At 46.8% G+C, this 12687-nt stretch carries 13 protein-coding genes; 12 read left to right on the top strand and 1 reads right to left on the bottom strand.

Annotated features, from left to right (window positions below; translation table 11 throughout):
- Positions 1 to 82 precede the first annotated feature (82 nt).
- The 4 genes from FXV91_RS02980 to FXV91_RS02965 all read left to right on the top strand — a co-directional run bounded on the left by FXV91_RS02980 (position 83) and on the right by FXV91_RS02965 (position 2508).
- Positions 83 to 1000, top strand: a complete 918-nt coding sequence (locus tag FXV91_RS02980) for a hypothetical protein (RefSeq protein ID WP_229388178.1) — start codon at positions 83 to 85, stop codon at positions 998 to 1000.
- Positions 1001 to 1583: 583 nt separating this feature from the next.
- Positions 1584 to 1742, top strand: coding sequence for a tetratricopeptide repeat protein (locus FXV91_RS20135; RefSeq protein ID WP_229388176.1), 159 nt, complete (start codon positions 1584 to 1586; stop codon positions 1740 to 1742).
- 240 nt (positions 1743 to 1982) lie between these two features.
- Positions 1983 to 2330, top strand: a complete 348-nt coding sequence (locus tag FXV91_RS02970) for a tetratricopeptide repeat protein (RefSeq protein WP_229388174.1) — start codon at positions 1983 to 1985, stop codon at positions 2328 to 2330.
- On the top strand, positions 2296 to 2508 hold the full coding sequence (locus FXV91_RS02965) for a hypothetical protein (RefSeq protein ID WP_229388172.1): 213 nt from the start codon (positions 2296 to 2298) through the stop codon (positions 2506 to 2508). Before FXV91_RS02970 ends, FXV91_RS02965 begins: the two co-directional genes overlap by 35 nt.
- A 44-nt stretch (positions 2509 to 2552) precedes the next feature.
- Here FXV91_RS02965 and FXV91_RS02960 read toward each other — a convergent pair whose 3' ends face one another.
- Entirely contained in the window at positions 2553 to 3743 is a 1191-nt protein-coding gene (locus FXV91_RS02960; RefSeq protein WP_229388170.1) for a geranylgeranyl reductase family protein, read from the bottom strand.
- 197 nt (positions 3744 to 3940) lie between these two features.
- On the opposite strand from FXV91_RS02960, the gene nifH reads away from it, so the two are divergent.
- The 8 genes from nifH to modA all read left to right on the top strand — a co-directional run bounded on the left by nifH (position 3941) and on the right by modA (position 12618).
- On the top strand, positions 3941 to 4762 hold the full coding sequence (gene nifH / locus FXV91_RS02955; protein WP_229388168.1) for a nitrogenase iron protein: 822 nt from the start codon (positions 3941 to 3943) through the stop codon (positions 4760 to 4762).
- A 45-nt stretch (positions 4763 to 4807) separates the two neighbouring features.
- Positions 4808 to 5125 carry a P-II family nitrogen regulator gene (locus FXV91_RS02950; protein ID WP_229388167.1) on the top strand — a complete coding sequence of 106 codons (318 nt, stop codon included), beginning with the start codon at positions 4808 to 4810 and terminating at the stop codon, positions 5123 to 5125.
- Between the two features lie 25 nt (positions 5126 to 5150).
- Complete coding sequence (locus FXV91_RS02945) at positions 5151 to 5528, top strand: P-II family nitrogen regulator (protein ID WP_229388165.1); 378 nt, start codon at positions 5151 to 5153, stop codon at positions 5526 to 5528.
- A complete protein-coding gene (gene nifD / locus FXV91_RS02940; protein WP_229388163.1) occupies positions 5529 to 7127 on the top strand; it encodes a nitrogenase molybdenum-iron protein alpha chain in 1599 nt (532 codons plus the stop codon).
- A gap of 14 nt (positions 7128 to 7141) precedes the next feature.
- Positions 7142 to 8512 carry a nitrogenase molybdenum-iron protein subunit beta gene (nifK, locus tag FXV91_RS02935; RefSeq protein WP_229388161.1) on the top strand — a complete coding sequence of 457 codons (1371 nt, stop codon included), beginning with the start codon at positions 7142 to 7144 and terminating at the stop codon, positions 8510 to 8512.
- Positions 8513 to 8692: 180 nt separating this feature from the next.
- Positions 8693 to 10240, top strand: a complete 1548-nt coding sequence (gene nifE, locus FXV91_RS02930; RefSeq protein WP_229388159.1) for a nitrogenase iron-molybdenum cofactor biosynthesis protein NifE — start codon at positions 8693 to 8695, stop codon at positions 10238 to 10240.
- 12 nt (positions 10241 to 10252) lie between these two features.
- The gene (locus FXV91_RS02925; RefSeq protein WP_229388157.1) at positions 10253 to 11821 is read left to right on the top strand and encodes a nitrogenase component 1; all 1569 of its coding nucleotides are present in this window, start codon (positions 10253 to 10255) and stop codon (positions 11819 to 11821) included.
- Positions 11818 to 12618, top strand: coding sequence for a molybdate ABC transporter substrate-binding protein (modA, locus tag FXV91_RS02920; protein WP_229388156.1), 801 nt, complete (start codon positions 11818 to 11820; stop codon positions 12616 to 12618). Before FXV91_RS02925 ends, modA begins: the two co-directional genes overlap by 4 nt.
- The last annotated feature ends 69 nt before the right edge of the window (positions 12619 to 12687 follow it).

Genomic DNA, 12687 nt, shown 5'->3' with positions numbered 1-12687 from the left:
CAAATATAATGGCAATAGATTTAGATACCATGTGTGTTTTTTACATTCAGAATAATTTACCTTATGTTATGAGGTTTCATTTATGAAACGAAAGGATCCAGCAACAAAAAATCAGAAGTATCTGGCTATCTTCCTGGCCGTAACAATGTTTCTCTCTGCCTTTTTGATATTTTTCACGGCCGATTCGAAAACAGATAACAATGACGTCCCCACTTCAGAAACTGGAGAAGAACTTATTACAGTCCCGTTTTCCCAGGTCCAGGGCAAACATGTCCAGCACGAGTTTAACTCTATTATTGACGGATTGGAAATGTCGCCTGACGGAGTAACGAGTGCAGTTTATGTTGACCTCCAAAAAACAGAAGGAACCCCCTTAGAAACAGTCTTCGGAAACAGGCAGACTATGAATGTTTCCTTCTCTTACGGCGCTGATGTCACGAAGAGATACGGTGCAAGTTATGGCAATGAAAGCGGCTTTGAGCTGCACCAGATTCCGGAGCAAAAAATTAGCATGCCCCTTGATACGCAGGTAATGCCATATCAGGGATATCAGATCCTTGACCGAACAAACAGTACCTACAACATCTGGAACGTTGTCGGAAGCCCTGCAATAATAGGTCCCATCCAGAGTGTGGTGAGCGTAATCGGTATTCTTGAAGGAAATGAAACATCTACTAACGAATATGACCAGATTCTGAGCCAGGCGGACCCTGAAGGAAGCATCTATCAGGAAGTAGCCAAAAGAACAAATTCCACTACTGATATGCCCGCCGAACAATACTACAGAGACCTCAAAAAGCTGGATGACGGAAGTTACACGCAGACATCTGTCTACCTTAACCCGGATCCTGAAGTAAATGAAAAAATCACAGCTTACCAAACAAACTCGAGTGAACGTGGGGTTACCTACAACGTAACTACCCTGGATAATATTACCAAACTGGTAATAAGCTCAGACTTCGAGAGCCTGTACAATGAAAGTATCCTGCTTTCAATATAAGCAGGTAAACTTTCTTCTTTAATTTTTTATTTTTATTTTCTATTTTTTCTGGCATCCTCAGGCTTTCTTTTCCGCACATACAGGATTGAAACCGGCCTGCGACTAAGGGATACCAAAAATCATGGAAAGAATATTCCCAGGCTGAGAAACACCTCCTTCACTAGGAGACTATTTTTTTGATCCGCGTTTAGAGGACTTTTGGGAAGATCGCTCTCCTTGATTGAGCAACTGTACCAATATTTAAAAATTAGTCCTCTTGAGCGAAACGGAGTGGAGCGAAAAGGACGCGTACTCCCGAGGCGCAATTCGGGCGAGGTGCAATTCGGGCGAGGTGCAATTCGGGAAGGACAGCAAAAGTAGGTTGAATAAATATAGAAAGAGAACGTGATTAAATAAAAGTGAAAAATGAGGTGAGGCTCTGGGACTTTCCAGCTTACTTGAAAGGATTTTCCTGAAAAAGATAGATGGCAAGAACTCCCATGACTGGTTTGAGCAGGGGGCAAAAGAAAAAGACCCTCCAAAAAAGGTAAAATACTTCAGAAATACCGTAAAGCTAAAACCGGAGTTCGTAGGCGGCTGGACCGTGCTTGGGAATGCTTATGCCGATATGGGAGACTATGAAAAGGCTATGGAATGTTACAACCATGCCCTTTCGATCTGCCCGCGATATAGAGAAGCAAAGTATAACAAGAAGAATCTGGAGAAAAAAATGGGAGAAGCCGCGTTAAAAACAGGAACATAAAAGAGGCACGAAATCCAGAAAAATCAGCCTCCATGAGGAAGCGATAAGATGAACTGAAAATGAAAAATCAAAGACCAGCTTATTTGCAATTTCCACAGTAAAACGGCAGGAAAAAAACTCTTTTTTCAGTATGATTGTTTCTGTTTTTTTCAAACAGGGAAACAATGAACATCACTACATCAATTAACATCACTACATATTTCTATCGACCCGGCGTATATTCAATGGGAAGTGATGCCATTGGCTTTTCTGGATAAACTGTTCAAGAAGAAAATCGAAGGAAAAACAGTAGAAGAGTGGTACGGGCTTGCAGTAGCAGAAACTGACCCGGAAAAGAAAATCGAGTATTTCGATAAGGTCCTTGCGTTAAAACCTGACTTTGCAGGAGCCTGGAACCTCAGAGGGCTTGAATTTGTGGTTCTGAAAAGGTATGAAGAAGCCATTGCCTCTTTTGACAAAGCCCTTGAAATAAGGCCCGGCTATCCGGAAGCAAGGTACAATAAAGAAGATGCCGAAACCGAATTAAGAAAGATCAGGGCAGCAGAAAATCCGGTTGAAGAAAATAAAGAAGGATCATCAGAGACATAAAAGGGCAAGGAAGAAAAAAACAAAAGGAAAGGGAACAAAAGGAAAGGGAACAAAAAGAAAGGGAACAAAAAGAAAGGGAACAAAAAGAAAGGGAACAAAAGGAAAGGGAACAAAAGGAAGAAGAAACAAAAGGAGAATGGGCAGAAAGTTAAAAACAAAAAGAGATTCGGACAGGTAAATTTTGCCTGACCGCCGGGACCACGTATTTGCGAGAAAACACATCTATTTCTTCCCACGGCTCAAGGCCTGAAGCCCGAGTTTTACAGGTCCGGGAAGTTTTCCGCACTGCATGACTTTCATCTGTTCAGGGGAAATAAACTTGAAAGCAGCATTCATGAGGGCATCGGATTTCATAATGCCGTCCATTATCTGCCTTGCCTGTACCGAAGTTTCAAGAGCTGAACCGAACTGAGCTCTCCAGCGCCTGTCATATTCTTCAAGCTTGCATTTTCCGGCTGCAAATTCAGCTGCAGTTTCCCCTGCAATTTTTCCGGCAATCATGGCAGGAGGGATTCCCCCTCCGTTTGTTGCGATAATGTGCCCGGCAGCGTCCCCTACAATAAGAGAATCTTCAGTTGCAGTTTTTGCAGGGGCTCCGTTGACAGGGATGATTCCTGCAATAACATTCATGATGACGCTGTTTTTCAGTTTTGAACTTGCCATAGGATGATCCTTCATGAAACGGTGCAGATACTCTTTTGCAGAAACCCCTTTTTCAGCCATTCCGTTTCTGATTCCGATTCCTACATTTGCCCGGTCCCCGCCCTCGGGAAAAATCCATGCATAACCACCTGGGACATAATCTTTTCCGAAATACATCTCAAGGGCATCAGGGTCGATATCAACGTTCCTGACCTGGTATTCAATGGCAACAGAGGTTTCCTTTAATTCGGGTTTCATGGCAAGACCTTTTGATTTTGCGACCAGGGAGTTTGGGCCGTCAGCTCCGATAACTGCTTTTGCCTTGATTTTGTGCTTCCCGAAAATTCCCGAGGTCTCAACAGTTGTGCCCTCCACTTTTGTCACACGCGTTTTTATCATAAGTTCAGCCCCTGCCCCTGCCGCCTGCTCAGCAAGGAACTGATCATACCTGCGCCGGTCAAGAACAGCCCCTTTTACAGCAAATTCTTTTACATTGCAGTTTGGAGGAATAATGCGCTGGGTCTTGATCGTCTGCAGCATACAGGAGTCAGGATATATTATAAGCGCTTCAGGCAGGTCAGCATCGGGTAAAAGAGCCTTAACCTCCGAGGCGTCCGGGAGAAAACCTGCACACTGAATCGGGTTTCCGATTTCCCTTTTTTTGTCAAGGAGAAGGACGGAGGCTCCACCCCTTGCAGCATACAGGGCAGCAGTGGAACCTGCAGGGCCTGCGCCCACCACTATGAGGTCATAAGAGGCTTCTGGAATCATGAAAGGGTCTTCCTGTTGTTTATTTTTGCCTCTGCAATTTACTGAGGAATTGTTTATTAATCCTTTCCTGAATCCAAGAATTATAAAGATAATTACAGGAAATATTCGATTTATGGAAAAATTTAAATATTATAAGATAGTACAACGGTTACCGGCTTCCGGTAGCTGATGAGAAACAAATAAAGGAGAAAGGTAAAATGAGACAAATAGCAATTTATGGAAAGGGCGGTATCGGAAAATCAACTACCACGCAGAATCTTACTGCAGCCCTTTCAACTATGGGAAACAAAATTCTTCTTGTAGGATGCGACCCGAAAGCAGACTCTACCAGAATGTTGCTTGGCGGCCTGAACCAGAAGACCGTACTTGATACTCTTAGAAGTGAAGGAGACGAAGGAGTCCACCTTGAAACTGTGGTACAGCCAGGTTTTGGCGGCATAAAATGTGTTGAGTCCGGAGGGCCAGAACCAGGTGTAGGATGTGCAGGTAGAGGTATTATTACTTCCATCGGATTGCTCGAGAATCTGGGGGCATACACCGAAGATCTTGATTATGTATTCTACGACGTGCTTGGTGACGTCGTCTGCGGAGGCTTTGCCATGCCTATCCGCGAAGGGAAAGCCAAGGAAATCTACATCGTGGCCAGTGGAGAACTGATGGCCATCTATGCAGCAAACAACATCTGCAAAGGGCTTGCCAAGTTTGCCAAAGGTGGAGCCCGCCTGGGGGGCATTATCTGCAACAGCAGGAATGTAGACGGAGAACGAGAACTCCTTGAGGCATTCGCAAAGAAACTGGGAAGCCAGTTGATCCACTTCGTGCCCAGGGACAACATTGTCCAGAGGGCGGAGATCAACAGAAAGACCGTAATTCACTTCGACTCTGAATGCAACCAGGCCAAAGAGTACCTGACCCTTGCCAATAATGTCCAGAACAATACCAACCTCGTTGTCCCGACCCCTCTCCCTATGGAAGAATTGGAAGCTATGATGGTGGAATTCGGAATTGTTGAGCTGTAACTGTCAAAATGGTAACTGCTGAAACAAATAGAGGAGCTGAAAAAGATGCAAATGATAAGAGCAATCATCAGGCCGGGAATGGAGTCAAAGGTTGTAGAGAGCCTTGAAAAAGAGGGCTGCATTTCCCTTACAAAAATGGAAGTCTTCGGGCGAGGGAAACAGAAAGGGATCCACATTGCGGATGTGCACTACGACGAACTGCAGAAGACCCTGCTCCTGATGGTAGTCGAAGACGAACACAAGGACAAAGTCATACAGACCATAATGGAATCTGCCAGGACCGGGAAGTATGGGGACGGAAGGATCTTCGTAAACCCGGTCGAAGAAGCCTACACCATAAGGACTGGAAAGCCCGGACTTTAAACCGGATTTTCGGAGGAAAAATTCCGTGAAAGAGATTACGGCAATAATCAGGATGAACAGGGTTCAGAAAACCAAAGATGTCCTGCTGGAGTGCGGCTTTCCTTCTTTTACCGTAAGAAGAGTCATGGGCCGCGGAAAGCAAAAAGGGCTTTGCTTTGAGTTTAACCCGCCCCTGCCTGACCCGGAAAAGGAAGCTGAAACCTGCATCCGTTTCATTCCAAAACGCATGTTCACAATCGTTGTCGACGACTCAAGTGTAAACGAAGTAGTTCAAAAAATCATTGAGGTAAACCAGACCGGGCATGTAGGAGACGGAAAGATTTTCGTGACAAACATTGGCGAAGCTCTCCGCATCCGGACCGGAGAAAGCGGAGATGTGACCGTTAACAAGGAGCTGGTATAAATGGGAGCGGAAATAGGTTCGGGAATTGAAGACAAACAGCAGCTTATCGATGACATGCTGAAGGTGCTCCCGGAAAAGGCTGCGAGGAACAGGAGAAAACATATAGTTGTCAGGGACTGTTCCGCCGAACAGCACATCGAAGCCGATGACAAGGTAATCCCGGGAATCATTACAAACCGCGGGTGCGCTTTTGCCGGTTCAAAAGGTGTGGTTTTCGGACCGATCAAAGATATGGTACACCTCGTCCACGGCCCGATAGGCTGCGCATACTTTACCTGGGGAACCAGGAGAAACTTTGCAAAAGCAGAGGAGGGTGGAGATAACTTCATGAACTACTGCGTATGCACGGACATGAAGGAAACCGATATCGTCTTTGGAGGAGAAAAGAAGCTCAAAAAAGCCATTGACGAAGTTATGAAAATCTTCAAGCCCAAAGCAATCAGTATCTCTGCCACCTGCCCTGTAGGACTTATAGGAGACGACATCGAAGCTGTTGCCAGGGAAGCCGAAAAAGAGTATGGAATCAAAATTATCCCTTCCAGATGTGAAGGATACAGAGGAGTAAGCCAGTCAGCAGGACACCACATTGCCAGCAATGCTCTGATGGAAAACCTGATAGGAACCGAGGAACTGGAAAACCCTACTCCCTTTGACATTAATATCTTCGGGGAATACAACATAGGCGGAGATCTCTGGGAAATCCAGCCAATCCTTGAAAAAATCGGGTACCGGATCGTTTCAAGCCTGACAGGAGACGGCTCGTTCCATAAAATTGCACAGGCTCACAGGGCAAAGCTCAGTATCCTGCTCTGCCACCGTTCCATCAACTACACGAACCAGATGATGGAAGAAAAATACGGGATTCCCTGGTTGAAGGTCAATTACGTAGGCACGAAGATGACCGCCAAATCCCTCCGGAAAATGGCACAGTTCTTTGAGAACCCGGATCTTACCCGGAAGACTGAGGAAATCATTGCCGAAGAAACCGCAAATTATGCGGATGAGATCGAGAGGTACAAAAAGAAACTGAAGGGGAAAACCGCTTTCATCTACTCCGGAGGTTCCAGGAGCCATCACTATACTAATCTCTTCGAAGAACTGGGCATGAAAGTAGTTGTTGCAGGCTACCAGTTCGCCCACAGAGACGACTACGAGGGCAGGCAGATCATCCCTCAGATGAAGGGAAACGCTCTTGGATCAATTCTCGAAGATGTGCACTACGAAAGGGACGAAAATGTCGAGCCCGCAATCAGCCCGGAACGGATTGAAGAGCTGAAACAGAAGCTTGGACTTATGGAATATGAGGGGCTATTCCCCGAAATGAAAGATGGAACCATTGTCATTGACGACCTCAACCACCACGAAACCGAATTCCTCTTAAGAACCCTTAAACCCGACATCTTCTGTTCAGGGATCAAGGACAAGTACTGGGCCCAGAAACTCGGGGTCCCCTCAAGGCAGATCCATTCGTATGACTACAGCGGCCGCTACACTGGCTTTTCCGGGGTTGTGAACTTCGCACGGGACATAGATATGGCTATGCACAGTCCCACCTGGAGATTCATACGTCCGCCATGGAAAGGAGAAGAAGCAGAGTAAGGAGGGAGAAAAAAATGTTAGATTACACCCCATGTGAAGAAGTAACTAGAGAAGCAGTAACTATCAACCCTGCAAAAATCTGCCAGCCAATCGGCGCAGTCTATGCTGCCCTTGGTGTGCACAACTGCATGCCGCACAGTCACGGATCACAGGGCTGCCTCTCATACCTGCGCATGTGCCTGAGCAGGCACTACCGTGAAAACTCGGTTGGAACGACCAGCAGTTTCTCTGAAGGAACCGCTGTTTTCGGAGGAGCAGCAAACCTCAAGGAAGCCCTCGAAAACCTGACTACAATCTACAAACCCGAAGTAATTGCTATCCACACCACCTGTGTAGCAGAAACCATAGGCGACGACGTAAACACCATCGTAGAAGACGTCCGGATGGAAGAGCTTATAGACCCGTCCATAAAGATCTGTGCAGCCTCCACTCCAAGTTATGTGGGCACCCATATTACTGGCTATGACAACATGGTAAAGTCCTTTGTGACTACTTTTGCCAGAAAAAGCAAGCCGAACGGGAAACTCAATATCATCCCTGGCTTTGTGGAACCTGCTGATATCCGGGAAATGAAACGCATACTCTCAATCATGGGGATCTCAGGTATAGTCTTCCCGGACACGACTGATGTCTTTGACGCTCCTCTCACCGGAGAACAGGGCATGTACCCGAAAGGTGGGACTCCGATAGGGGATATAGAAGATTCCGCAAACTCCGTGGGAACAATCGCTCCCTGCAGGATGGCAGGAGGGTCTGCAGCAAAGGTCCTGGAAAGCCGCTACAAAGTCCCGGCAAAAATAGGGCCCACCCCAATAGGGATAAGAAACACTGACCGTTTCATCATGAATGCAGCAAAACTTGCCAGTGTGGCGATTCCCCCCGAACTTGAAGACGAGAGGGGAAGATTGGTTGACATGATGACTGATGCCCACCCCCACTACCATGGAAAAAAGGTAGCCATTTACGGGGACCCGGACATAATCTCAGGGCTTACGAGCCTTGTGCTGGAAATGGGTATGGAGCCGGGTGTTGTCCTCACCGGGACCCAGAATTCAGAGTTTGAAAAAGAAGTAGAAGGACTAATAGGTTCCGAGTACCCGGACGCCGATATTATTTCGGGAGGGGACCTCTTCATGCTCCACCAGATCATCAAGCGAAAGCCCGTGGACCTCCTAATCGGCAACACATATGGGAAATTCATATCAAGGGCAGAGGATGTGCCCCTGGTCAGGGTAGGCTTCCCGATCATGGACCGGGCAAACCTGCATTATTTCCCGATCATGGGGTACGCCGGAGCTGCACGACTGGTGGAGCGCATAGGAAATACCTTGCTTGACAGGAAAGACAGAGATGCGCCAGACTGGCTACTCGAGACCATTCAGTAAGGAGCCTGGCTTTAAGATAACTGATTCCCGGAAAAACAAGAAGTTTAAGCTGAAAAGTAAGACTGGGAAGTTAAAACCTGGAAATTAAAACCTGAAAGTTAAAACTGATAATTTAAAAACGGGAGAAGTGGAAAACCGCCGCTGCAAACCTGGAAACAGAAGCAGAGGGGAGTGAAAGAGATGATTGAGAAAACCGGGATAGTGGATACTCTCGAAGAAAGGCAACCATACATTACCAGAAAGCAGGAAAAGGGACAGATAATCCCCCTTGCCTGTGACAATAACTCCCTTGCAGGAGCCATAAGCCAGAGGGCCTGTGTTTATTCTGGAGCCAGGGTTGTCTTAAACCCCGTAACCGACGCCGTCCATCTGGTCCACGGCCCTATTGGCTGCGCAGGTTATACCTGGGATATCCGGGGCGCAAAGTCCAGCGGGATTGAAACGAACCGCAGCAGTTTCAGCACGGACATGAAAGAGATCGATATCATATTCGGAGGAGAGAAAAAACTCTCAAACGCGATCGACGAACTGGTGGGCATCTACTGCCCCCCGGTGATCTTCGTGTATTCCACATGCATTGTAGGAATTATCGGAGATGACCTTGATTCCGTATGCAAAATAGCAAGCAAGAAGCATAATATCCCGGTACTCCCAGTAAAATCCGAAGGATTCAAAGGCAACAAATCCGACGGATACAAAGCCGCCTGCGACGCTTTAAAGCAACTAATCAAAAGACCTGAGAAAGATAAGGCTGCAGAAAAGAAACCCGGAGTAAACCCTGGATTAAAAAAACCGAGGATCAACATCCTCGGGGACTTCAATGTTGCAGGAGATGTCTGGCTCGTAAAACCTCTCTTTGAGCAGATGGGAATCGAAGTCATAGTTTCCATGACCGGAGATTCGACTGCAAAATCCATCTCAAGAGCTGCAGAAGCTGACCTTAACCTGGTACAGTGCAGCGGGTCAATGACTTACCTTGCAAAATGGATGCAGCAAGAGTATGGGATTCCATATTTAACCGTGAGTTTCTTCGGAATCGAAGACATCTCCATAGCCCTGCGAAAGACTGCGGAATACTTTGGTTCAGAAGAAATGAAAAAGACAGCAGGAGAAATGCTGGAGACCGAAACGAACCGGATAATGCCTGAAATTTCCCGGGTTCGAGAGAGAGTCAAAGGGAAAAAGGCAGCCATCTACATGGGAGGACCTGCAAAAGCCCTCACACTTATCAAAGGCTTTGCAGAGCTTGGCATGGAAGTGGTTATCATCGGGACCCAGACCGGGAAAAAGGAAGACTACGAGCAGATCAGTTATTCTGTCCGGGACGGAACGGTCATTGTAGATGACGCAAACCCCCTGGAACTTGCCGAACTGCTCGTGAAACAGAAAACCGACCTGATGGTTGCAGGTGTAAAAGAGAGGTTTATCGCGTACAAGTTGGGTGTTGCTTTCTGCGACTTCAACCACGACAGAGTGGTGGAGTTCGAAGGCTTTGACGGCTTTGTAAACTTCGCGAAGGAAGTGGATGCCTCTATCAACAGCCCCGTATGGAAAGCTGTCAGGCAGCGGATTTTGAAACCCGAAGCAGTGAAATCAGAAAGGTCAGCAGGAAAAGAAAATATAAAAAATATTTTCGGAGAGCCATGCGCAAAAGAATGTAAAGACATGGCTGTGGACCCTGAGTTTTTGCGCCAGAATGAGGATACTGCAGTTGAGAGTCAGGTATGAGGAGGCATTGAAATGACGAAAAGAAACTATGCTACTGTGAACCCCTGTGTCATGTGCCAGCCCATGGGAAGTGCTCTTGCTTTCAAGGGAATTGAAAATACCATGGTCCTCTACCACGGCTCCCAGGGCTGCAGCACCTACATGCGCCTGCACCTCGCCCACCACTTCAGGGAACCTGTGGACATTGCATCAAGCTCTCTCAGTGAAAAAGGGGCTGTCTACGGAGGCAGGGAAAACCTGAAAAAAGGACTGAGAAACGTTATCAACAGGTATAGCCCGAAGGTAATAGGTATTGCAACCACCTGCCTTGCCGAAACAATTGGGGATGATGTCCCTGCGATTATAAGGGAATTTAAAGAAGAGGAAGGGATCGGAGATGATCTTGAAAAAGATATTATAATCGTTCCGGTTTCCACTCCCAGTTATGGGGAAAGCCATGTAAGCGGGTACATAAAAGCCCTTGATGCAGTTGTCAGGAAATTTGCGGAAAGTCCGGAAAGTCCGGAAGGTCCGGAAAAACCGAAAATCCCTGAAGACATCGAAATCATGGATTACATGGAAAACATGGAAATTATAGAGTATACGGAAATCCTGGAAAAAGAAAAGGCAGAGGAAAACTCCCAGGAAGCAAAAAATCCTGATATGAAAGAAATTCTGAATAGGAAACTCAACCTTATCCCTGTCGAGAGCATTTCCCCGGCTGACGTGAGGGAACTGAAAGAAATCCTTGCAGAAACTGCAGGAGATTACATTATCCTGCCAGACATTTCCGAGACTTTTGATGCACCCCTGAGAGAAGAGCTCCCTAAAATTGCCCCCGGTGGCACCAGGCTTTCCGAGATTGCAGATATGCCGAACAGCCGGGCAACTCTTGGCCTGGGTGTTGTCAGCACGAATCTGGCACTGAAATATCTGGAGGAATCTCACTGCGTTCCAGGGCACAGTGTTCCAATCCCGATTGGGCTTCTGAACACTGACAGATTCTTTACGGAACTGATCGGCATCATTGGCTGTCCAATCCCTGAGAAATACCAGAAAGAAAGGGGCAGGCTCCTTGATGCCATGGTGGATATGCACAAGTACCTTTACGGGGTAAAAGCGGCTGTCTACGGAGACCCCGACACTGTATTTAGCCTGACTACTTTCATGCTGGAACTCGGAATGAACCCGGTGCTTGTAGCAACGGGAAGTAAAAGCCGGGACTTTGGAAAGAGAATAAAGCAAATCTTCGAAGAGATCAGGCCGGAACTACAACCTGTGATTCTGGACGGGATTGACTTTGACAGCCTCAACGATGCAGTCAGCGAATGCAGCCCTGAAATCCTTATAGGAAACTCAAACGGGAGATACATTGCCAAGGCACGCGACATCCCCCTTGTAAGGGTTGGCCTGCCAATCCACGACAGGATAGGCGCACAGCGCATCCTTACTGTCGGATACAGGGGAGCCCTGGAACTTCTGGACAGGATCACCAACACCATCCTTGAAGCTACGGATACTTTCACCGTACCTGTACAGGTAGAGCCAGCGGCATATGCAGGCCAGGGAGAAAAAGATGAATGTATAGAGGGAGCTCAATGAGCGAAAGTAAAGCAAAAAAACTGGTACTTCCGGCTCTTGCAGCAATTCTCTGTCTCTTCATATTTGCCTTAATTGCAGTTTCCCCCGGAGCAGAAGATCAGCCGACAACAATTACTGTTTCGGCTGCTGCAAGCCTCACTGAAGCTTTTACTGACATTGCCAGAGAGTTTGAAGCAGATCATCCGGGTACAAAGGTAGAACTGAACCTTGCAGGTTCGGGAACGCTTAGGACGCAAATCGAATCCGGAGCTCCTGTTGATATATTTGCTTCGGCTTCTGAGAGTGACATGAACCTCCTCTCTGAGAAAGGTCTAATTGAAGAAAGCTCAAGAAAAGACTTTGCAGCAAATACTCTTGTAATAGTTATGCCTGAAAAAACCGGCTCTGAAATTCCGAAGACTTTAGAAGATCTGGCTGCAGGGAACATAGAAAAAATCGCGATAGGAAACCCTGAAACTGCACCGATAGGGAAGTATACGAAACAGGCACTGCAAACAGCAGGAGTCTGGGATGAAGTTGAAAGTAAAGCCATCTTTGCAGATACAGTGAAACAGGTGCTGACATATGTAGAAACCGGAGAAGCCGATGCAGGTTTCGTATACGAGACAGATGCTGAAAACGGGAAGAAAAAGCTTTACGAGATAGCATTTACAGTTCCGGTCAGTGAACCGATTTCCTATCCCGTAGCAGTGATAAAAGACTCAAAGAATAAAGAAAAAGCCCAGGAATTCGTTGATTTCGTTACCGGAGCCAGAGGACAGGAGATTCTGGCAGAGTACGGCTTCAAAGAGCCATAAATACAGAAATTAGAAAATCAGAATCATAGGTTTAAGAAAATCATAGGCTGAAGATTCCCGGAAGGATGA

The organism is Methanosarcina sp. DH2 (assembly GCF_020804225.1).
Taxonomy (GTDB): Archaea; Halobacteriota; Methanosarcinia; order Methanosarcinales; family Methanosarcinaceae; genus Methanosarcina.
The sequence above is the reverse complement of the archived record's forward strand: the minus strand, read 5'-3'. Positions and strand labels throughout refer to the sequence as shown.